General features: G+C 63.8%; 23 protein-coding genes and 1 tRNA gene. 15 read left to right on the forward strand and 9 right to left on the reverse strand.

Annotation, left to right across the window (positions count from 1 at the left end; translation table 11 throughout):
• Positions 1-10 precede the first annotated feature (10 nt).
• From rbfA to J2Y63_RS19930, 7 genes are all read left to right on the forward strand, one after another.
• The gene (gene rbfA, locus J2Y63_RS19900) at positions 11-418 is read left to right on the forward strand and encodes a 30S ribosome-binding factor RbfA (protein ID WP_256117838.1); all 408 of its coding nucleotides are present in this window, start codon (positions 11-13) and stop codon (positions 416-418) included.
• Between the two features lie 12 nt (positions 419-430).
• Positions 431-1,366, forward strand: coding sequence for a tRNA pseudouridine(55) synthase TruB (truB, locus tag J2Y63_RS19905; protein WP_435267520.1), 936 nt, complete (start codon positions 431-433; stop codon positions 1,364-1,366).
• 171 nt (positions 1,367-1,537) lie between these two features.
• Positions 1,538-3,244 carry a sensor histidine kinase gene (locus tag J2Y63_RS19910; RefSeq protein ID WP_435267521.1) on the forward strand — a complete coding sequence of 569 codons (1,707 nt, stop codon included), beginning with the start codon at positions 1,538-1,540 and terminating at the stop codon, positions 3,242-3,244.
• Positions 3,245-3,287: 43 nt separating this feature from the next.
• Positions 3,288-3,617, forward strand: coding sequence for an SH3 domain-containing protein (locus tag J2Y63_RS19915; protein ID WP_435267522.1), 330 nt, complete (start codon positions 3,288-3,290; stop codon positions 3,615-3,617).
• A 153-nt stretch (positions 3,618-3,770) separates the two neighbouring features.
• Positions 3,771-4,040: a 30S ribosomal protein S15 gene (gene rpsO, locus J2Y63_RS19920; RefSeq protein WP_230807809.1), complete on the forward strand. Its 270-nt coding sequence runs from the start codon at positions 3,771-3,773 to the stop codon at positions 4,038-4,040.
• Positions 4,041-4,452: 412 nt separating this feature from the next.
• Positions 4,453-6,594, forward strand: a complete 2,142-nt coding sequence (gene pnp, locus J2Y63_RS19925) for a polyribonucleotide nucleotidyltransferase (protein WP_256117828.1) — start codon at positions 4,453-4,455, stop codon at positions 6,592-6,594.
• 99 nt (positions 6,595-6,693) lie between these two features.
• Positions 6,694-7,710 carry a class I SAM-dependent methyltransferase gene (locus J2Y63_RS19930; RefSeq protein WP_435267523.1) on the forward strand — a complete coding sequence of 339 codons (1,017 nt, stop codon included), beginning with the start codon at positions 6,694-6,696 and terminating at the stop codon, positions 7,708-7,710.
• Between the two features lie 9 nt (positions 7,711-7,719).
• On the opposite strand, the gene J2Y63_RS19935 is transcribed toward J2Y63_RS19930, so the two are convergent.
• The gene (locus tag J2Y63_RS19935; RefSeq protein ID WP_256117825.1) at positions 7,720-8,178 is read right to left on the reverse strand and encodes an Lrp/AsnC family transcriptional regulator; all 459 of its coding nucleotides are present in this window, start codon (positions 8,176-8,178) and stop codon (positions 7,720-7,722) included.
• 129 nt (positions 8,179-8,307) lie between these two features.
• Here J2Y63_RS19935 and J2Y63_RS19940 point away from each other — a divergent pair, with 129 nt between their 5' ends.
• The gene (locus J2Y63_RS19940; RefSeq protein ID WP_435267524.1) at positions 8,308-8,910 is read left to right on the forward strand and encodes a LysE family translocator; all 603 of its coding nucleotides are present in this window, start codon (positions 8,308-8,310) and stop codon (positions 8,908-8,910) included.
• Positions 8,911-8,976: 66 nt separating this feature from the next.
• Complete coding sequence (locus J2Y63_RS19945; RefSeq protein WP_435267525.1) at positions 8,977-9,204, forward strand: hypothetical protein; 228 nt, start codon at positions 8,977-8,979, stop codon at positions 9,202-9,204.
• 45 nt (positions 9,205-9,249) lie between these two features.
• On the opposite strand, the gene fabI is transcribed toward J2Y63_RS19945, so the two are convergent.
• Genes fabI through fabA form a run of 3 tightly spaced genes read right to left on the reverse strand, consistent with a single transcriptional unit; the run spans position 9,250 to position 11,855 of the window.
• A complete protein-coding gene (fabI, locus tag J2Y63_RS19950; protein ID WP_435267526.1) occupies positions 9,250-10,056 on the reverse strand; it encodes an enoyl-ACP reductase FabI in 807 nt (268 codons plus the stop codon).
• Positions 10,057-10,061: 5 nt separating this feature from the next.
• Complete coding sequence (gene fabB, locus J2Y63_RS19955; RefSeq protein ID WP_256117817.1) at positions 10,062-11,285, reverse strand: beta-ketoacyl-ACP synthase I; 1,224 nt, start codon at positions 11,283-11,285, stop codon at positions 10,062-10,064.
• A gap of 54 nt (positions 11,286-11,339) precedes the next feature.
• Positions 11,340-11,855, reverse strand: a complete 516-nt coding sequence (gene fabA / locus J2Y63_RS19960; protein ID WP_256117816.1) for a 3-hydroxyacyl-[acyl-carrier-protein] dehydratase FabA — start codon at positions 11,853-11,855, stop codon at positions 11,340-11,342.
• Positions 11,856-12,170: 315 nt separating this feature from the next.
• On the opposite strand from fabA, the gene irrA reads away from it, so the two are divergent.
• Entirely contained in the window at positions 12,171-12,590 is a 420-nt protein-coding gene (gene irrA / locus J2Y63_RS19965; RefSeq protein WP_256117815.1) for an iron response transcriptional regulator IrrA, read from the forward strand.
• A 15-nt stretch (positions 12,591-12,605) separates the two neighbouring features.
• Here the strand turns inward: irrA and J2Y63_RS19970 are convergent, their stop codons facing one another.
• Positions 12,606-13,241, reverse strand: a complete 636-nt coding sequence (locus J2Y63_RS19970) for a trimeric intracellular cation channel family protein (protein ID WP_435267527.1) — start codon at positions 13,239-13,241, stop codon at positions 12,606-12,608.
• A gap of 153 nt (positions 13,242-13,394) precedes the next feature.
• Here J2Y63_RS19970 and J2Y63_RS19975 point away from each other — a divergent pair, with 153 nt between their 5' ends.
• On the forward strand, positions 13,395-13,868 hold the full coding sequence (locus tag J2Y63_RS19975) for a hypothetical protein (protein WP_256117813.1): 474 nt from the start codon (positions 13,395-13,397) through the stop codon (positions 13,866-13,868).
• Between the two features lie 3 nt (positions 13,869-13,871).
• On the opposite strand, the gene J2Y63_RS19980 is transcribed toward J2Y63_RS19975, so the two are convergent.
• A complete protein-coding gene (locus J2Y63_RS19980; RefSeq protein WP_435267528.1) occupies positions 13,872-14,663 on the reverse strand; it encodes a YdcF family protein in 792 nt (263 codons plus the stop codon).
• Between the two features lie 35 nt (positions 14,664-14,698).
• On the reverse strand, positions 14,699-15,874 hold the full coding sequence (locus J2Y63_RS19985; RefSeq protein WP_435267529.1) for a TMEM43 family protein: 1,176 nt from the start codon (positions 15,872-15,874) through the stop codon (positions 14,699-14,701).
• A 173-nt stretch (positions 15,875-16,047) separates the two neighbouring features.
• On the opposite strand from J2Y63_RS19985, the gene J2Y63_RS19990 reads away from it, so the two are divergent.
• Positions 16,048-16,314 (forward strand): DUF2934 domain-containing protein, encoded by a 267-nt coding sequence (locus tag J2Y63_RS19990; protein ID WP_413818659.1) that lies wholly within the window; start codon positions 16,048-16,050, stop codon positions 16,312-16,314.
• Between the two features lie 41 nt (positions 16,315-16,355).
• Here J2Y63_RS19990 and J2Y63_RS19995 read toward each other — a convergent pair.
• Both J2Y63_RS19995 and J2Y63_RS20000 read right to left on the reverse strand, forming a co-directional pair.
• A tRNA-Ala gene (locus tag J2Y63_RS19995) sits at positions 16,356-16,431 on the reverse strand.
• A 146-nt stretch (positions 16,432-16,577) separates the two neighbouring features.
• A complete protein-coding gene (locus J2Y63_RS20000; protein ID WP_256117808.1) occupies positions 16,578-16,964 on the reverse strand; it encodes a TIGR02300 family protein in 387 nt (128 codons plus the stop codon).
• A gap of 258 nt (positions 16,965-17,222) precedes the next feature.
• On the opposite strand from J2Y63_RS20000, the gene aroA reads away from it, so the two are divergent.
• The 3 genes from aroA to rpsA all read left to right on the forward strand — a co-directional run bounded on the left by aroA (position 17,223) and on the right by rpsA (position 21,146).
• Entirely contained in the window at positions 17,223-18,578 is a 1,356-nt protein-coding gene (aroA, locus tag J2Y63_RS20005; protein WP_435267530.1) for a 3-phosphoshikimate 1-carboxyvinyltransferase, read from the forward strand.
• Between the two features lie 116 nt (positions 18,579-18,694).
• A complete protein-coding gene (cmk, locus tag J2Y63_RS20010; protein ID WP_256117805.1) occupies positions 18,695-19,324 on the forward strand; it encodes a (d)CMP kinase in 630 nt (209 codons plus the stop codon).
• Between the two features lie 115 nt (positions 19,325-19,439).
• Positions 19,440-21,146 (forward strand): 30S ribosomal protein S1, encoded by a 1,707-nt coding sequence (rpsA, locus tag J2Y63_RS20015; RefSeq protein WP_256117804.1) that lies wholly within the window; start codon positions 19,440-19,442, stop codon positions 21,144-21,146.
• Positions 21,147-21,178 lie beyond the last annotated feature (32 nt).

Consider the following 21,178-nt stretch of genomic DNA (forward strand, 5'->3'; position numbering starts at 1 on the left):
GGTGACGACCATGGTAAGAGCAACATCCTCAGCGCCCTCGCAACGCATGCTGCGCGTGGGCGAGCAGGTGCGCGCGGCGATCACCCAGGTGCTTCAGCGCGGCGAAGTGCGCGACCCGCTGATCGAGACGACGGTGATCTCCATCTCGGAGGTGCGCATGTCGCCCGACCTCAAGCACGCCACGGCCTTCGTGACGCCGCTCGGCGTCAAGGACCATGACACGGTGATCGAGGCGCTCAACCGGAACGCAAAGTTCATCCGAGGCCGTATGGGCTCCCAGCTGCGCCAGATGAAGTACATGCCCGACGTGCGCTTCCGCGACGATACGAGCTTCGACAATTACAAGAAGATCGACGAAATCCTGCGTTCGCCGGAAGTCGCTCGCGATCTTGCCGCCGACGACGACGGCGACAAATAACTTAGGAATAAGATGTCCAAGCCCCGCAAGCCCAAGGGCCGGCCGATTTCCGGCTGGCTTATCCTCGACAAGCCTTTCGATTTCGGCTCGACCGAAGCCGTCGCCAAGATCAAGTGGCTGTTCAAGGCGCAGAAGGCCGGCCATGCCGGCACGCTCGATCCGCTCGCGTCCGGCATGCTGCCGATCGCGCTGGGCGACGCCACCAAGACCGTGCCCTACGTGATGGATGGCCGCAAGATCTACGAATTCACCGTGACCTGGGGCGAGGAGCGCAGCACGGACGACCTCGAAGGTACGGTGACGCAGAGCGCCGACAAGCGCCCGACCGCCGATGAGATCAAGGCGATCCTCGGCGAATATACCGGCACCATCCAGCAGATCCCGCCGCAGTTTTCCGCAATCAAGATCGACGGCGAGCGCGCCTACGATCTCGCCCGCGAAGGCGAAGTCGTCGAAATCCCGTCGCGCGAGGTGGAAATCCATCGGCTGACGCTGATCGGCTGCCCGGACGAGAACACGGCGGAATTCGAGGTCGAATGCGGCAAGGGCACCTATGTGCGCGCTCTCGCCCGCGATTTCGGCCGCCAGCTCGGCTGTTACGGCCATATTTCCGGGCTACGCCGCAGCTTCGTCGCGCCCTTCGGCGAGGACGACATGGTGCCGCTCGCCGAGCTTACGGCGCTGGAAAAGATCGAGGACGAGGCCGAGCGCCTGGCAGCCCTCGACGCCTTCCTGATCGACACCGGCGAGGCGCTCTCCAGCCTGCCGCAGATCGTCATCAACGACGACCAGGCGCATCGCCTGCGCATGGGCAATCCGATCATCCTGCGCGGTCGCGATGCGCCGGTTTCGGCGGATGAGGCCTATGCCACGGCGCGCGGAAAACTGGTGGCGATCGGCGAGATCGGCGGCGGCGAATTCCGGCCCAAGCGGGTCTTTGCCGGCTAACAATGGGTCGGCGGAACCAATCGCTGCCGACTTGATTTCACCACAAGCTACAGGCTCTATGGCCGGCGAGGTTCGCTCACAAGCGGGCAGGGCGGCGCATTGCCGTCTCGCCCGGTCGTGGGCGAAGGGTGAAAGGGCTGGCCGTTGACGATTGCGCCGACTGACAGAACGGTGTCCGATGAGGACGCGGGTGAGGGCGCAGGCCCTGTTCAGAGCCGCCGGCGCATGCACCACCCGGTCGTCTTCTACCTCGTCTGCCTCATCCTCGTCATCGTCATTCCGTCCTTCCTGTTTTCGATCGTCGTGCTGAAGCGCACCAACGAGGCGCAGGAACGCATCTTCGAATCGCTGCTGCGCACGTCGACGGGCGCCGTGAACCGTGCGGTCGAGCGCGAGATTTCCGGCATGTTCTCGACGCTGAATTTCCTGTCGACCTCGGACAGCCTGGAGAAGGGCGATTACGCGTCCCTGCATGGGCAGGCGACCAAGGCGCTGGAAGGCACCGACATCTATTTCCTCGTCATCGACCAGACGATGCGGCAGTTGCTCAACACGCGCGTGCCCTATGGCACGGTGCTGAACACGACCTCGGAGCCGGTTTCCGCCGGCCTGGCGCTGGCGCGCGGCGAGCGCATCGTCTCGGACCTGTTCTTCGGCAGGACCGCGCAGCAATGGGTGTTCAACGTCTATCAGCCGATGCGCCTCGCCAATGGCCAGCATGTGCTGCTGACGCTGACGAAGAATGCCGAGTCACTCCGGCGCGCGGTCAATCCGGATATTCTTTCGCCCGGCTGGAATGCCGCGGTGCTCGATTCCGAGGGCACGGTCATCGTCTCGACGGATGACAAGCAGAAGACCGGAACGCCCTTCTTCCTGCGCGTCGTGCCGTCGTTGCGCCTCGGCGTCAGCACCATGCGGCAGGGCGGCACAGAATATCAGGTCGTCACGGAATTCTCCTCGCTTGCCGGCTGGCGCATGATCGCCTGGGCAAAGTCGTCGGATGTGCAGGGACCGGCCGTCTCCTCCTTCCTCTGGCTGACGATCGGCGGCGCGGTCTTTGCGGCCCTTGCCGCGGCCAGCGCCGTCGGCATCGCCCGCGTGCTGTCGCGCGACGTGCGGCTGCTTGCGCATGATGCGCGACGGCTAGGCCACGGCGAACGGGTCGCGCCGCGCCCCTACGCCATTTCCGAGCTGGAGACGGTGTCGCGCGCGCTCGCCGAGGCGGCCGATGCCCGCGTCAAATCGGAAAACGAGGTGCGCTTCCTGATGCGCGAGGTGGCGCACCGCTCGAAGAACCAGCTGACCGTCATCCAGGCCATGCTTAACCAGTCGGCGGCGGGTGCGGACAATGCGTCCGACTTTGCGGATACCTTCCGCAAGCGCGTCGCCGGTCTCGCCCGTTCGACGGACCTGATGATCGCCAATGCCACCCAGGGCGTGAACCTCGCCGAACTCGCCAAGAACCAGCTGAAACCCTTCACGCCGGACGACACGACGCGCGTGCGCATCGCCGGCCCCGCCGTGCTGCTCGATCCGCAGGCCTCCCAGACGCTCGGCATGGCGCTGCACGAGCTTTCCACCAATGCCACGAAATACGGCGCGCTCGCCAACGAGACGGGCGTGGTCTCGCTGAGCTGGGTGACATCGGGCGACGACCTCAATCTCGTCTGGCGCGAAAGCCGGGCGACGATCGACAAGGACGCCATCGCGGCAAGCCGCAAGGGTTTCGGCAGCGTGGTGCTGGAGCGCATGCTGGGCATGGCGCTCGATGCCAAGCTCGATTTCATCGTGCATGATGACGGCATCGAATGGCGGGTGACGATCCCGCTGGCGCGGCTGCGCGATGAGGACGTCCACCAGCAGGGCACCGCGCCATGAGCAAGCCGACTTTCTTCCGACATATTCATTGCAGGTCTATTTCATGACGTCCTTCTTGCGTGTGTTCGCCGTCCTGGCATGCCTTGTCGCCTCCATCCCTTCCGCCTTCGCCGCCTATGGCGAATGTTACGTCGACGACCCGACGGGCACGCCGCTCAACGTGCGCACGGCGCCGAACGGCACGATCCTGACGACGCTTGCGAACGGCTCGATCGTCGAGGTGGTCGACGAGATGAAGATCGGCCAGAAACACTGGCTCTTCGTCGCGCGGCAAGGCGAAAGGCTCGGCTGGATCTTCGGCGCCTACGTCGTCTGCAAGCAGCCGGGAGAAACGCGCGAGGCGGGACCGAGCCAGCCGGCCGAGCAGCGCTAGGCGTCCCGAACGACGGCTCTTCCCTTTCATAAGGGAATGGTTTATAGGCACCGCCAGCAATGCGGGCCTAGGCTCCGCTTGCATTCACGGCCATTGCTGGACGACATCCCGGCTTTTGGCGTCCTAAGTTCTCCATTCATGAAAGGACATACGATGTCGATTACTGCTGAGCGCAAGGCTGCGCTGATCAAGGAATATGCAACTGTCGAAGGCGACACCGGTTCCCCGGAAGTCCAGGTTGCTATCCTGACCGAGCGGATCAACAACCTGACCGGCCATTTCAAGGACCACAAGAAGGACAACCACTCCCGTCGTGGCCTTCTGACCATGGTTTCCAGCCGTCGCTCGCTTCTTGATTACCTCAAGAAGAAGGACGAAGCCCGTTACAGCAAGCTGATTGCTGCCCTGGGCATTCGCCGCTAAGCCTTTTCGGCGGGCGTTCTCACGAGCGCCCGCCGCTTTCTTTCGCGGAAGAGAATTCCGCTAAAGCAATTCCAGCAGGAGCGCGGACCGCGGTTTTGCGTTTGGGATTGCGGGAACAAGGACACACCGTTTTGCCTGTGCCGGTTGCGACCGCCTCGTGAAACGGAATTCTCCAGCAGGCCGGATGGGCCGGTCCTGCGGAACCAACCGATGACCTGTCATGGGGCAGGATTGCAGGATGCTTCAGGCGCGCGCCTGTCGTCGGCCGGGCTCACAGAGCCTTCGCCCGCAGAGTTCGCGAGCCACCACCCGGAAGCCTCCCGTTGTCTTGCCCATGATGCGTCATGAAAGCGGATAGACCACCTGCGCCTTTTCGGGCGGCGGTGCGCGTATCTGCCAAGAAGGACAAGACATGTTCGATACCCATACGGTTGAAATCGAATGGGCGGGCCGTCCGCTCAAGCTGGAAACCGGCAAGATCGCCCGTCAGGCTGATGGTGCGGTTCTCGCGACCTACGGCGAAACCGTCGTTCTCGCCACCGTCGTTTCCGCCAAGGCGCCGAAGCCGGGCCAGGATTTCTTCCCGCTGACCGTCAACTACCAGGAAAAGACCTACGCCGCCGGCAAGATCCCGGGTGGCTACTTCAAGCGCGAAGGCCGCCCGTCGGAAAAGGAAACGCTGGTTTCCCGCCTGATCGACCGTCCGATCCGCCCGCTCTTCCCGGAAGGCTACAAGAACGACACGCAGGTCGTCGTCACGGTCGTCCAGCATGACCTCGAAAACGATCCCGACGTCCTGTCGATGGTTGCCGCTTCCGCAGCGCTCACGATCTCCGGCGTTCCCTTCATGGGCCCGGTCGGCGGTGCGCGCGTCGGCTACATCAACGGCGAATACGTCCTCAACCCGCATCTCGACGAGATGGACGAGTCGGTTCTCGACCTCGTCGTCGCCGGCACGCAGGACGCCGTCCTGATGGTCGAATCCGAAGCCAAGGAACTGAACGAAGACGTCATGCTCGGCGCCGTCATGTTCGGCCACAAGGGCTTCCAGCCGGTCATCGACGCGATCATCAAGCTCGCTGAAGTGGCTGCCAAGGAACCCCGCGACTTCAACCCGGAAGACCATTCCGCGCTCGAAGCCGAAATGCTGGGCCTCGCCGAAACCGAACTGCGCGCCGCCTACAAGATCACCCAGAAGGCCGACCGCTACGCCGCCGTCGACGCCGTCAAGGCGAAGGTTAAGGCCCACTTCTTCCCGGAAGGCGTCGAGCCGAAGTACACCGCCGAGGTCATCGGCGCCGTCTTCAAGCACCTCCAGGCCAAGATCGTTCGCTGGAACATCCTCGACACCAAGAGCCGCATCGACGGCCGCGATCTCGACACCGTTCGCGCCATCGTCTCGGAAGTCGGCATCCTGCCGCGCACCCACGGTTCGGCGCTCTTCACCCGCGGTGAAACCCAGGCCGTCGTCGTTGCGACGCTGGGCACCGGCGAAGACGAGCAGTATGTCGACAGCCTGACCGGCATGTACAAGGAACGCTTCCTGCTGCACTACAACTTCCCGCCCTACTCGGTCGGTGAAACGGGCCGCATGGGCTCCCCGGGCCGCCGCGAAATCGGCCACGGCAAGCTCGCCTGGCGCGCTATCCGCCCGATGCTGCCGACGGCGGAACAGTTCCCCTACACGCTGCGCGTCGTCTCCGAGATCACCGAGTCGAACGGCTCGTCCTCGATGGCAACGGTCTGCGGCACCTCGCTCGCGCTGATGGACGCCGGCGTTCCGCTGGCCAAGCCGGTCGCCGGCATCGCCATGGGCCTGATCCTCGAAGGCGACCGTTTCGCCGTTCTCTCCGACATCCTCGGTGACGAAGACCACCTCGGCGACATGGACTTCAAGGTCGCCGGCACCGCCGACGGCATCACCTCGCTGCAGATGGACATCAAGATCGCCGGTATCACCGAAGAGATCATGAAGGTCGCGCTCAGCCAGGCGCAGGGCGGCCGCAAGCACATCCTCGGCGAAATGGCCAACGCCATCTCCGAAGGCCGCTCGCAGCTCGGTGAATTCGCACCGCGCATCGAAGTCATGAACATCCCGGTCGACAAGATCCGTGAAGTCATCGGCACGGGCGGCAAGGTCATCCGCGAAATCGTCGAGAAGACCGGCGCCAAGATCAACATCGAAGACGACGGCACGATCAAGATCGCATCGTCCTCCGGCAAGGAGATCGAAGCGGCCCGCAAGTGGATCCACTCGATCGTCGCGGAACCGGAAGTCGGCCAGATCTACGAAGGCACGGTCGTCAAGACCGCCGACTTCGGCGCCTTCGTCAACTTCTTCGGCCCGCGTGATGGCCTCGTGCACATCTCGCAGCTCGCCCAGGAGCGCGTTGCCAAGACCTCCGACGTCGTCAAGGAAGGCGACAAGGTCTGGGTCAAGCTGATGGGCTTCGACGAGCGCGGCAAGGTCCGCCTCTCCATGAAGGTCGTCGACCAGGCGACCGGCAAGGAAGTCGCTGCCGAGAAGAAGGGCGACGGCGAAGCCGCCGAGTAAGCCTACTCTCTACCTTTAAAAGGGGCGCGGAGCGGCACGTTCCGCGCCCCTTTTACTTATGCTCAATCTGTTCTCCCGCCCGTCCGAAAGCCCACCCATATGACCCGCGAAGCCCTGAAAACCCTGTTCCATCCTTTCGCCTCCGGCACGCTCGCCATGCCCGGCGAGGACGAGCGCTATCTGTTCCTCGGCGCAGAGGCCGGCCAGCGGCCGCCGGAGGGCTTTGGGGCGGCGCTCGACGCGGTCCAGCCACTTCGCCCGCTCTATCGCGGCCTGGAGGCGGTGCGCGTGCCCGTCAAGCCGCTGGTCGAGGGCGAGGACTATGACGGCGCGCTGATCCTGATCAACAAGCACAAGGGCGAGAACGAGAACCGCATTGCCGAGGCGCTGCGCCGCGTGCGCACGGGCGGCATTATCGTCGTTGCCGGCGGCAAGGAAGACGGCATCCAGTCCATGCGCAAGCGGCTGGACCAGCTCGGCCTGACCGGCGACTACATGCCGAAGTACCACGGCCTCGCCATCTGGTTCGCCCGTCCGGAAGACCCGGCGGACGCCATCGCCAAGCTCGCGGCCAAGCCGGTGCGCATCGTCGGCCGCTTTACCGCAGCCCCGGGCATGTTCTCGCATGACCGTATCGATGACGGCTCGGAACTGCTCGCCACCCGCATTCCGGAAGATTTCCACGGCCATGCCGCCGATTTCGGCGCGGGCTGGGGCTACCTTTCCGTCATGCTCGGCGGCCGCGCGCCGGAGGTGAAGGGCATCGACCTGTTCGAGGCGCATTATGAAGCGCTCGAAGCCGCCAAGGAGAACATGGCGGAGAACTGCCCGAACATCCCGACGCGCTATTACTGGTTCGACCTGACCGCCGAGACGCCGCGCGACCATTACGACCTCATCGTCATGAACCCGCCCTTCCATGAAGGCCATGCGGCCGACCACGCGCTCGGCGCCGGCATGATCCAGGCGGCGGCGAAGGCCCTCAAGGTCGGCGGCCGCCTGCTGATGGTCGCCAACCGCGGCCTGCCCTACGAGCCGGTGCTGAAGGAGGCCTTCAAGGAGAGCGGCGAGGTCTGCCGCAACGCCCGCTTCAAGGTGCTCTGGGGCAAGCGCTAGTCTAAATGCTCACAGCGGCAGCGCGAAGGTCTGCTTGATCGTCTCGCTCGGCACGTCCGTCTTGACGTTCTGGATGCCGTTCTTGCGGGTGAGGTTCGCCGCCTGGAAGCGGCGGTAGTCCGCAAGGTCCGACACGACGACGCGCAACAGCGCGTCGCTCTCGCCGAGCATGATGTAACACTCCACCACCTCGGGCAGCCGCTTCATCGCTGCGATGAAATGGTCGATTGTCTCGGCATCCTGTGCCGTGAGCCACACACGGGCGAACATGGAAAGCTGCAAGCCCACCTTCGCCTGGTCGACGACCGCCACATAGCGGCTGATCACGCCCGCCTCTTCCAGCAGCTTGACCCGGCGCAGGCAGGGCGAGGGCGACAGGCCGACGCGCCGTGCCAGCTCGATATTCTGCATCCGGCCGTCCTGCTGCAACTCGCGCAGGATGCGGCGGTCTATGTCGTCGAGCTGCATTGGAATCCTCACAAACGTTCAAGCCGGTTAACGGCAGCCGATGCCAAACTCTTCCCCAGCTTTGGCATCTTGGCAACCCCGTTGCGCATGGGGTCGGCTAGGCTTGCCCGGTTTGACGAGGAGAGCGATATGGACTGGACTTGGGTTCTGGCGGCATCGGGCTTTGCATTCGCCATGGCGGGCACGCCGGGGCCGAACAACACGATGGTGACGGCCTCCGGGGCGAATTACGGCTTCCGCCGCACGCTTCCGGTGGCGATCGGCATGGGAATCGGTGTTGCCGTCATCATCTTCGTCGTTGCGGCGGCGGGCGGATCGATCGTCTCAGAGCCGCGCGTGCATCTGGTGCTGAAATGGGTGGGCGTCGCCTATCTGCTCTGGCTCGCCTGGCGCATTGCCAACGCCGCGCCTGCCGGCTTTGCTGCGGAAAGCGGCAGGCAGCGGCCGTTCACGGTCGTCGAAGGCGCTCTGCTGCAACTCGTCAATCCAAAGCTCTGGGTGATGGTGGCGGGCGCCGTCGTCACCTATGGCAGCGGCACCGCCGGAGACCTGACGGTTCCGGCCGCCTTCGCCGTCATCTTCGGCGGTGCGACACTTGTCAGCACCGTGGCTTGGACCATCGTCGGCGTCGGGGCTGCTCGCTTCATCACCCGCGAGCGCAGCCTCCGGCTGTTCAACCGTGCGATGGCGTTGCTGCTCGTCCTCTCGCTGGTGCCCGTCGTGCTGGAATAGCGACCGATTGCCATTTCAATGAAAGAGGTCCACCATCACGGAACCGTTCCGTTCAGGAGATCCGTAATGGCTTTTGGACCTGCAAGACCGCCGATCACGGAAGATGTGGCGGAAGTCATCGTCAAGGATGTGAAGGAGGCGGAGGGGCACACGCCGACCTCCGAAGTGCCGCTCGCCTTCCTGAAGCGCGCCGCGGAGGCAAAAGTGCCGGAAATGAACAGCCGCGTGCGCGTGCTGTTCCTCGGCGTGCTCGCCGTGGTCATCCTGCTCGTCGTCGTGCTGATGGCGCTTTGAAGGCAGGAGAAGACGGCGCGAGGCTTTCGCTTCGCGCCGAAAATCCTATTCGCTGTCGGCCTTCGCCAGACGCTCGAGCGTCGGCATGGAGGTGATGTTGTAGCCGGCATCCACGTAGTGGATTTCGCCGGTGACGCCGCTCGACAGATCGGAAAGCAGGTAGAGCGCCGAATTGCCAACATCCTCGATGGTGACGGTGCGGCGCAGCGGCGCGTTCTTCTGCTGCCAGGAAAGCATGGCGCGTGCATCGGAAATGCCGGCGCCGGCCAGCGTGCGGATCGGGCCGGCCGAGATCGCGTTGACGCGGATGCCGCGCGGGCCGTAGTCGCCGGCAAGATAGCGCACCGAGGCTTCCAGCGCGGCCTTGGCGACACCCATGACGTTGTAGTTCGGCATGATGCGCACCGAGCCGCCATAGGTCAGCGTCAGGAGCGAGCCGCCTTCCGTCATCAGCTCTGCCGCCCGCTTGGCGATCTCCGTAAACGAGAAGCAGGAGATGACCATGGTGCGCGAAAAATTGTCGCGCGAGGTGTCGGCGTAAAGGCCCTTCAGCTCGTTCTTGTCGGAAAAGCCGATGGCGTGCACGACGAAGTCGAGCTTGCCCCACTTTTCCTTGATGGCCTCGATCGTCGAATCCACCGAAGCGATGTCTTCGACGTCGCAGGGGATGACGAAATCCGAGCCGAGCTCGGCGGCAAGCGGCTTCACGCGTTTGCCGAGCGCTTCGCCCTGGTAGGTGAAAGCGAGTTCCGCGCCCTGGGCTGCCAGCTTCTGGGCGATGCCCCAGGCGATGGAGTGGTTGTTCGCGACCCCCATGATGAGGCCGCGCTTGCCGTTCATGATCCCCGTCATGCTTGTCATCCGTTGTGGCGCTGGAAGACCAGCGTGGCGTTCGTGCCGCCGAAGCCGAAGGAATTGGAAAGAACAGTGTCGATCTTGGCATTGTCGATGCGCTTGCGCACGATCGGAACGCCGTCGAATTCCGGATCGAGCTCGGTGATATGCGCGCTTTCGCCGATGAAGCCGGCCTGCATCATCAGGAGGCCGTAGATCGATTCCTGCACGCCGGCTGCACCCAGCGAATGGCCGGTCAGCGACTTGGTCGACTGGATGTGCGGGATCTTGTCGCCGAAGACTTCGCGGATCGCGCCGATCTCCTTCGAATCGCCGACGGGCGTCGAGGTGCCGTGCGTGTTGATGTAGTCGACGTCGCCCTTCACGGTGGCAAGCGCCTGGCGCATGCAGCGGATCGCGCCTTCGCCCGACGGAGCGACCATGTCGTAACCGTCCGAGGTCGCGCCGTAGCCGACGATTTCCGCATAGATCTTGGCGCCGCGGGCCTTGGCACGCTCGTACTCTTCCAGCACCAGCACGCCGGCACCGCCGGCGATGACGAAGCCGTCGCGGCTGACGTCATAGGCGCGCGAGGCGGTTGCGGGCGTGTCGTTGTACTTGGAGGACATGGCGCCCATCGCGTCGAAGAGGTTCGACATGGTCCAGTCGAGGTCCTCGTGGCCGCCGGCGAACATGATGTCCTGTTTGCCCCACTGGATCATTTCCGCGGCATTGCCGATGCAGTGCGCCGAGGTCGAGCAGGCCGAGGAGATCGAATAGTTGACGCCGTGGATCTTGAACCAGGTGGCAAGCGTCGCGGATGCCGTGGACGACATCGCCTTCGGCACGGCGAACGGGCCGATGCGCTTGGGCGAGTTGTTCTTCAGCGTGATCTCGGCCGCCTCGATCAGCGTGCGGGTGGAGGGGCCGCCCGAACCCATGATGATGCCGGCGCGCTCGTTGGCGGCGTAATCGGCTTCTTCCAGGCCGGAATCGGCGATCGCCTGCTTCATGGCAACGTGGTTCCAGGAGCCGCCCTGCGACAGGAAGCGGGCCGCGCGGCGATCCACGAGGTCGGCCGTGTCGATGTTCGGCGCACCCCAGACCTGGCACTTGAAGCCGTGGTCGGCGAAATCCTGGGAAAAGCTGATGCCGGAGCGCGCATCGCGCAGCGACGCCGTCACTTCGTCAGCATTGTTCCCGATGGAGGATACGATCCCCAGACCCGTGACAACAACCCGTCTCATGTTTCTGACCTTTATCTAGAACGTCTCGTGGTGAAGGCGGCGTAGGCCGCCGCCTCAGGCTTCCTTGTCCTTGGACAGGCCGACGCGCAGGTCGGATGCCTGATAGATAGTCTCGCCGTCGGCCTTCAGCCAGCCGTCGGCCGTGCCGAGCACGAGGCGGCCGCGCATGACGCGCTTGAAATCGATGCCGTATTCCAGGAGCTTCGTGGTGGGGCGGATCATGCCCTTGAACTTCACTTCGCCGGTGGAGAGCGCCATGCCGCGGCCGGGCTCGCCGAGCCAGCCGAGGAAGAAGCCGGTGAGCTGCCACATGCCGTCGAGGCCGAGGCAGCCCGGCATGATCGGATTGCCCTGGAAGTGGCAGGGGAAATACCAGTCGTCGGGGCGCACATCGTATTCGGCGCGGATATAGCCCTTGTCGAAGGCACCGCCCGTTTCGGAAATGTCGGTAATGCGATGGACCATCAGCATGGGAGGCAGAGGAAGCTGGGCATTGCCGGGGCCGAAAAGCTCGCCGCGGCCGCAGCTCAGAATTTCCTCATAGTTGTAGCTGGATTGCCTGGTCGTCATCGAATGTCTCATCCCCGGTCGCGTAGACGCTTATTGCGTTTAGATTTAGAGCAGCTAAGGCGCGAATTGAAGCACCCCGGACCACCCCTTTTTATCGTCGCGCCCTGGCCGGGCGATACGTTAATCCAGCAGTCCGCATACATGATGCTTGCGGTGACAGCCAGCCTAAATTCGGGCGAGGCAAGCAAAGGCCCCGGTTTTTCCGCCTGTTGCGCGCCTTTCAAGCGCCGTAATCCTATTGAATCCCGGCGGCGCTAAAGTTATATCGAAATATCAAGATTGTTGTTCAAGGCCAGACAAGCGGATCCGTCGCCCATGACGCATGCACACGAGTTGCCCATCGAAGAGCGCCTGCGCCATTCCGGCCTGCGCCCGACGCGCCAGCGCGTGGCTCTCGCCGACCTGCTGTTCGCCAAGGGCGACCGCCACCTAACGGTGGAAGAACTGCACGAAGAAGCGGTTACCGCGGGCGTTCCGGTGTCTCTCGCAACCGTCTACAACACGCTGCACCAGTTCACCGAGGCCGGCCTCATCCGCGTTCTCGCGGTCGAAAGCTCGAAGACCTACTTCGACACCAATGTCTCCGACCACCACCATTTCTTCGTCGAGGGTGAAAACCACGTTCTCGACATTCCGGTGAGCAATATCGCGATCGGCAACCTGCCGGAGCCGCCGGAAGGCATGGAGATCGCTCACGTTGATGTGATCATCCGCCTGCGCCCGCGCAAGCCCTGAGAGCGCTCAAAGCCCTCACATCACGTCATCCGGATGCCGCCCCGGCCGCGGCCTGTAGACCGGAAACCGCCAGCCGAACCGCAACGCCCCGCCGCGCACGATGAAGGCCGCGCCGATTCCGATCGCCGAGGCGAGCCAGAGCGGTGCGCCGGCAACGCTTGCCGCCGTGAAGGCCGCAGAGCCGATGAGTGCCGCCGTGACATAGACCTCCGGCCGCAGCAGCACGGAAGGCTCGCCCGCCAGCAGGTCACGCAGGATGCCGCCGAAACTTGCCGTCAGCACGCCGGTGGTGATCGCGACCGTCGGTGAGCCGGTGGCGGCAAGGCCCTTCGCCGCCCCCATCACGCAATAGGCCGAGACACCCATCGCATCGAGCCAGAGCAGAAGCCGGTAGCGCGACTCGATGCGGTGCGCGAGCACGAAGACGACGAGCGCCACGACGACGCAGACGATGAGATAGGTCGGGTTGACCACCCAGAAGACGGGCGTTGCGCCGAGGATGACGTCACGGAACGTGCCGCCGCCGATGCCGGTCGCGGCCGCAAGGAAGAGAAAGCCGATAATGTCGAGCTGCTTGCGCGAGGCCGAAAGCGCGCCGGTGGCGGCGAAGACCGCCACGCCGGTATAATCGAGCAGTTCCAGGATCGGCACGCTTGTCCCCTTCCATCACAGGCCATTCTCGGGCCAAGCCTCGCGACAGCTTTGTCGCGCTAGAGTGCGCGCCCGTGTACCCGGGCAGAATCAGGCAGCGCGCCGGCCCGTCCGCATAATGACCGAATCGCCTGCCATGGAAAGGTTTGAGAGATGGCCATCCGCATCAGAATCCTGGCGCTTGTCTGCGCAGCGCTCGTTTCGACCGTCCTGCCGGTCCGCGCGGCGGAAATCGTGCCGGATGCCATCGCCACTGCGCAGGCCGAGGTCGCCAAGCGCTGCAAGACGCCGATCTACGGCGAGGACTTTTCGGAGACCATCGATTTCAACAATGACAGCCTTCCCGACGCCATCGTCAATCTCGGCGCGGTCAATTGCGACGGCACACCGGGCGGCCTGTGCGGCAATGTCGGCTGCCCCTATGAATTCTACATCCAGGTGGCCGAGGGCGGCTATTTCCTCGCCGCCAATGCCGATCTCTACGGCTACGAGCTGAAGAAGCGCTACGGCAACATGGTGCTGGAACTGAAGGCCAATGCCGCAAGCTGCGGGCGCGACGATTCCGAATACTGCATCATGACGATCCGCGTGCGCGGCGCCCAGTTCGACACGATCTCGAAAAAATAGCTTCTATTGCGGGAAAAGCGCGTGCGTGCGGCCGGCGAGATAGTAGGCGAGCAGGCCCGTCCATTCGCGCAATGCCGTCGTCATCAGCTGACTGTTCGTCGAGGGTTGGCTGAAATCGAAGGCGAGGCCGGCCTGGCCCGTCGTGCGGAAATCCGTTGGCCAGGGGAGCACGTCGATGTCGAGCTTGCGGAACAGGCCGACCGAGCGCGGCATGTGGAAGGCCGAGGTCACCAGCAAGCAGCGGTCGAGGCCGTTTGCCGCCAATAGCGCCTTGGTGTTCTCGACATTCTCGAAGGTGGTGCGCGATTCCGTCTCGCGGATCAGCCGGTCGGCAGGAACCCCGAAAGCCTCGAAGAAGCGCGTCGCCACCGCGGCATCGCCCTCATAGTTGCCGCTGAACGAGCCGTCGCCGCCGGAAATCAGGATGCGCGCCGCGGGAAACTCCCGCGCCAGCCGTAGCGTCTCGATGAAGCGGTCGCCGGCCTGGTTCATCTCGAAGCCGCCGCGCGCCGCAATCACCTCCGCCTCGACGCCACCGCCGAGCATGATGACGCAGCCCGGGCCGCCGGCCGGTAGCTCCGCCCGCGGGATGCGGTCTTCCAGGGTTTGCAGCAGCACCGCGCCGGTCGAGGTGAACAGCGTGACGAAGAGCAGGAGGGCAGCAAAAATGTTTGCCGTCGTCCGCAGCCGCTTCCAGCGCAGGAGCCCGGCCAGCAGGCCGAACAGGACCAGCAGAAGGGCAAGCGACAAGGGCTGGGCCGCGAGCCAGAAGATCTTCGAGGCATAATAGGTCAAGCGTCACCCGCCCTGCTGTTGTCGTGCGGGCGCGTTCACGCTCTCCCGAGAGCCGGTGTTGTCGCCGCCGCCTTGCCGCGCCGCAGATAGAGGATGCCGGCCGCGATCGCAATGCCGGCGGCGAGAACCGCAATGGCAACGAACGGGCGATAGGCGATCCAGGCGATGGCGATGACGGCTGGGCCGATCAGCAGGGTGAAGATGAGGGCGATCGCCGTCGTGCCGAAGCGCACGATGGAGCCGATGAAGGGCACCACGTCGGCGATCACGCCGAGGATCGACAGGATGAAGGCGAAGCCGACGAAGATGCCGACGAGGCCGCCGACCCGCACCAGCCAGGTGATGATGGTGTTCTCGCTCTGCGCCGCATCGAACATGGCGGGCGCATCGAGAAGGCCGGCGTCGCTGAGGAAGAGGTCGCGCCCGTTCGTCGTCTTGTAGGGCGTCAGCCCGCTGCCGCGCTGCGCGCCGACGAAGCTCGCTTCGGAAATGTCCGAGCGCTCGAAGCGGATACGGATATCGCCGACCTGCGGGTCCTCCGGGTTGAAGGAGAAGACGGCCTGGCCGGCAATCGTCGAGACCGGCTTTCCGAGCGTTACGGCCTCGCTCATCCGGTTCGCCTCGATGGCGGTGAGCGGCACGGGGCGCTCATCGCCAAGGCGGGCGACCGCGCGGCCATCCACGCTGAAGGCGCCGATCGTGGCGGATTTTACCGGGAAGCTCGCATCGTCGATGGGCTTCTGTGGGTTTTCATGGCCCGACTGGCGGAAGTTGTTGGAGTTGACCTCGTTGCTCTTCCATTCCTTGTGGTAGGAATAGGTGGTCACCGTCTCCTCGCTGCCGCCGAGCTGCTTGCGCGTCTCCGACTTCGAGGTCTCGATCCACTGATACATCTCGACGATGCGGTTGACGCCGACCGCGCCATCCGCCGAAATGCCGAGTACGTCGTCCTCCGGCACGCCCACCGGCTTCACCGGCCCGGAAATATGCACGAGCTTGCCGTCATTCGCCGGATCGACGCTGCCATTGTCGACAGACACGACCAGTCCCGCGCCCTCGACGAGCGCCCGGTAGGTCTTCACCGACCGGCCCTCGTTCCAGAACAGCAGCCAGATGCAGGCGATGAGAAGGATGAAGCCGACCACGATCTTGATTAGCGCGCCCTTCAGCCTGGAGAACCAGGAGGTGGTCGTCGTTTCCGTAAAGCTCATGTTTGTCCCCCGACAAGGCGTGCGTCCAATCCCTGAGACGCCCGAAAGCCCATGCTTATTCGCGCTTCCTTACCTGCGCAAGCGGGGACATAATCCGGCGGAGGCGAAGGGCAGGGCGCGGAACATCTCGCCGTGGCCTTCGTTCATTGCTGAAATGCGAAGGGAGCACCTCCATGACCGACGACCGCGAAGAAAAAATCCGCAAACGCGCCCACGAACTCTGGCAGCAGGAAGGCCAGCCTGACGGCAAGCCCGACGATCACTGGTTTCAGGCCGCCCGCGAAATCGACCAGGGCGATGGCGAAATCGAGGGCGACGACGTCCCCAACCTCGCCGCAGTACGCGAAGCCGCCCGCCAACACACGGACGCCTTCGTCGTGAAGACCGACCTTGAAGACGCCGACCAGCGCGAGGTGCCCGGCACACGCGAACAGCCGTAGCGTTCCGGCGATTTCAGTCATTTTATGGATCAGGGGAAGTTTGGTGGAGCTAAGCGGGATCGAACCGCTGACCTCTTGCATGCCATGCAAGCGCTCTCCCAGCTGAGCTATAGCCCCATAACGGGTCCGGCATGGCCGGTTTTCCGGGAACCGAAGCGGTGTGTCCGTTCGGTGTGCGGCTTATTACTTCCGGTGATCGGAGATGGCAAGCCGAAAAATGAGATCCGGCCGGTTTTTTTGAAACCGGCCGGAAAATCAAAAGCTTAAACTTCGTCTTCGTCGCCGGTGACGCCGATCAGGCCGGTCATGTCGTCATCGTCGTCTTCTTCCTGTTCCAGGAATGTATCGTCCTCGTCGCCGTCGATTTCGACGTCGTCATCGCCGAGATCCGGGATGTCGTCGCCGGCCGCTGCTTCGTCGTCGGCATCCTCGAGCGAGACGAGTTCGACTTCGGTGTTCTCCGTATCGACTTCGTTGACATCCTCTTCCTCAGCCTTTTCGAGAACGGCGACAGCAGCCGTTTCCTCGAAATAGGACAAGGGGTAGGACTTGCCCGTGTAGGGGGAGACGATCGGATCGCGGTTCAGGTCGTAGAACTTCCTGCCCGTTTCCGGATCGATGCGTTTGGTTCCGAGTTCCGCTTTTGCCACAGTCGAAGCCTTCTCTGTGCCGTATGTTTCCGGCGGGGCCGGGTTGCCGGCGCGTTGAACGGTAGAATGATTAGCCGGTCCCCATAGTCGTCTTGGGCAATCCTGTCAAAGCCAAACTTCGGGAGGAAACGGCCGCCGCTCCCGGACGAATGTTTTCCGGCGGGATGATGACGCTTTAAATCGTTTGTGATAGCAAGCCCGCGTTCTCCCCGGGCGATCCTCTCCGGGGAGCGGTGGATGTATATAAGGAAGACGCCCATGTCGCACGGCGCAAGCAGCCGGCCCGCAACCGCCCGCAAATCCTCAGGCCTTTCCGGGACCGTCCGCATCCCCGGCGACAAGTCGATTTCCCATCGCTCCTTCATGTTCGGCGGGCTTGCCAGCGGCGAGACGCGCATCACCGGCCTGCTCGAAGGCGAGGACGTCATCAACACCGGCAAGGCCATGCAGGCCATGGGCGCCAAGATCCGCAAGGACGGCGATACCTGGATCATCAACGGCCTCGGCAATGGCGCGCTGCTGGCGCCGGAAGCGCCGCTCGATTTCGGCAATGCCGGCACCGGCTGCCGCCTGACCATGGGCCTCGTCGGCGTCTACGATTTCTCGTCCACCTTCGTCGGCGATGCCTCGCTCACCAAGCGTCCGATGGGCCGCGTGCTCAATCCGCTGCGTGAAATGGGCGTGCAGGTAACGTCCGTTGACGGCGACCGCCTGCCCGTGACGCTGCATGGCCCGAAGACCCCGACGCCGATCACTTACCGCGTGCCGATGGCGTCCGCCCAGGTGAAGTCCGCTGTGCTGCTCGCCGGCCTCAACACGCCGGGCATCACGACGGTCATCGAGCCGATCATGACGCGCGACCATACGGAAAAGATGCTGCAGGGTTTTGGCGCCAACCTGACCGTCGAGACGGATGCGGACGGTGTGCGCACGATCCGGCTTGAAGGTCGTGGCAAGCTCACCGGCCAGGTCATCGACGTGCCGGGCGATCCGTCCTCCACGGCCTTCCCGCTGGTTGCAGCGCTGCTCGTGCCGGGCTCGGACATCACGATCCTCAACGTGCTGATGAACCCGACCCGCACCGGCCTGATCCTCACCTTGCAGGAAATGGGCGCGAACATCGAAGTGCTGAACGCGCGCCTTGCCGGCGGCGAAGACGTCGCGGACCTGCGCGTGCGCTCCTCCGAGCTCAAGGGCGTGACGGTGCCGGAAGACCGCGCGCCGTCGATGATCGACGAATATCCGGTGCTCGCTGTCGCCGCCGCCTTCGCGGAAGGCACGACAGTGATGAACGGCCTGGAAGAACTGCGCGTCAAGGAAAGCGACCGGCTTTCGGCCGTCGCGATCGGCCTCAAGCTTAACGGCGTGGACTGCGACGAGGGCGAATCCTCGCTCGTCGTGCGCGGCCGCCCGGATGGCAAGGGCCTCGGCAACGCCTCGGGTGCGGCTGTCGCCACCCATCTCGATCATCGCATCGCCATGAGCTTCCTCGTCATGGGCCTCGTCTCGGAACATCCGGTTACCGTGGACGACGCGACGATGATCGCCACGAGCTTCCCGGAGTTCATGGACCTGATGGCGGGGCTTGGGGCGAAGATCGAGGTGAACGATTGACGCTCGCGCGTGGCGATGCCGGCTCATGAATTTGCGCCATGCACCTTGCCTCTTGGCATCGCCCCTCGTCTTCCGCTAACACCCTTCATGAAAAACATGTGACACATGGGTGTTCTATGAAAACGATTGCCATCGATGGTCCCGCCGCTGCCGGCAAGGGTACGCTGTCGCGCCGCATTGCGGAGGACTATGGCTTTCATCACCTCGATACGGGGCTGACCTATCGCGCGACGGCGAAGGCGCTCATCGATCGCGGGCTGCCGCTCGACGACGAGGCGGTGGCGGCCGGCGTGGCGCGCAATCTGGATCTCGGCGGGCTCGACCGCACGGTGCTGTCCGCCCATGACATCGGCGAGGCGGCGTCGAAGATCGCCGTGATGCCGTCCGTGCGCCGGGCGCTGGTCGAGGCGCAGCGCGGTTTTGCGGCGCGCGAGCCCGGCACGGTGCTCGACGGGCGTGATATCGGCACCGTGGTCTGCCCCGATGCGGCGGTGAAACTCTATGTCACGGCCTCGCCCGAAGTGCGCGCGACGCGCCGCCTGGACGAGATCGTGGCGGGCGGCGGGGTGGCCGATTTCGAGACGATCCTCGACGATATCCGCCGCCGCGACGAGCGCGACATGGGCCGCGCCGACAGCCCGCTTCGCCCCGCCGACGATGCGCACTTGCTTGATACCTCGGAAATGAGTATAGAGGCGGCGTTTTCGGCGGCTAAATCGATCATCGACGCCGCTCTGAAGCACTAGAACGAAGCCTGTCCCCGCGCCGGATTTGCTGCCTCACGAGGCAGCGGACAAAGCTCCGTTTATCATCAACGCTAACCCCCGGCGCCCGTGCCCGAGTGGCACACCAGGAGTTTTCATGTCTCAAGCAAACCCCACGCGCGAAGATTTCGCAGCCCTTCTGCAGGAATCCTTTGCGTCTAACGACCTGGCCGAAGGCTATGTCGCCAAGGGCATCGTTACGGCCATCGAGAAGGACGTCGCCATCGTCGACGTCGGCCTCAAGGTCGAAGGTCGCGTACCGCTGAAGGAATTCGGTGCCAAGTCCAAGGACGGCACGCTGAAGGTCGGCGACGAAGTCGAAGTCTATGTCGAGCGCATCGAAAACGCGCTGGGCGAAGCTGTTCTTTCGCGCGAAAAGGCTCGCCGCGAAGAGAGCTGGGCCAAGCTCGAAGTCAAGTTCGAAGCCGGCGAGCGCGTCGAAGGCGTCATCTTCAACCAGGTCAAGGGTGGCTTCACCGTCGATCTCGACGGCGCCGTTGCCTTCCTGCCGCGTTCGCAGGTCGACATCCGTCCGATCCGCGACGTCACGCCGCTCATGCACAACCCGCAGCCCTTCGAAATCCTCAAGATGGACAAGCGTCGCGGCAACATCGTCGTTTCGCGCCGTACGGTTCTCGAAGAATCGCGCGCCGAGCAGCGTTCTGAAATCGTTCAGAACCTCGAAGAAGGCCAGGTTGTTGACGGCGTCGTCAAGAACATCACCGATTACGGTGCGTTCGTTGACCTCGGCGGCATCGACGGCCTGCTGCACGTCACCGACATGGCCTGGCGCCGCGTCAACCATCCGTCGGAGATCCTGTCCATCGGCCAGCAGGTCAAGGTTCAGATCATCCGCATCAACCAGGAAACCCACCGCATCTCGCTCGGCATGAAGCAGCTCGAGTCGGATCCGTGGGATGGCATCGGCACCAAGTACCCGACCGGCAAGAAGATCTCCGGTACGGTCACGAACATCACCGACTACGGTGCGTTCGTCGAGCTGGAGCCGGGCATCGAAGGCCTGATCCACATCTCCGAAATGTCCTGGACCAAGAAGAACGTTCACCCCGGCAAGATCCTGTCCACGAGCCAGGAAGTCGACGTAGTCGTTCTCGAAGTCGATCCGACGAAGCGCCGCATCTCGCTCGGTCTCAAGCAGACCCTCGAGAACCCGTGGCAGGCCTTCGCGCACAGCCATCCGGCTGGCACGGAAGTCGAAGGCGAAGTCAAGAACAAGACCGAATTCGGCCTGTTCATCGGCCTCGACGGCGACGTGGACGGCATGGTGCACCTCTCCGACCTCGACTGGAACCGTCCGGGCGAGCAGGTCATCGAGGAGTTCAACAAGGGCGACGTCGTCAAGGCTGTCGTTCTGGATGTGGACGTCGACAAGGAGCGCATCTCGCTCGGCATCAAGCAGCTCGGCAAGGACTCGGTCGGCGACGCCGCTGCGTCAGGCGACCTGCGCAAGAACGCCGTCGTTTCGGCTGAAGTCATCGCGATCAACGATGGCGGCATCGAAGTGCGTCTCGTCAACCACGAAGACCTCACCTCGTTCATCCGCCGCAACGACCTGTCGCGTGACCGTGACGAACAGCGTCCGGAGCGTTTCTCGGTCGGCCAGACCGTCGACGCCCGCGTGCTGAACTTCTCGAAGAAGGATCGCAAGATCCAGCTTTCGATCAAGGCGCTCGAAATCGCCGAAGAGAAGGAAGCCGTCGCACAGTTCGGTTCGTCCGATAGCGGCGCGTCGCTCGGCGACATCCTCGGCGCGGCTCTGAAGAACCGCAACAACGCCGAGTAAGCCTTGCTTGCTTGAAAAATAAGAAGCCCGCG

Origin of the sequence: Shinella sp. BE166 (assembly GCF_051201095.1) — a bacterium.
Taxonomy (GTDB): domain Bacteria; phylum Pseudomonadota; class Alphaproteobacteria; order Rhizobiales; family Rhizobiaceae; genus Shinella; species Shinella lacus.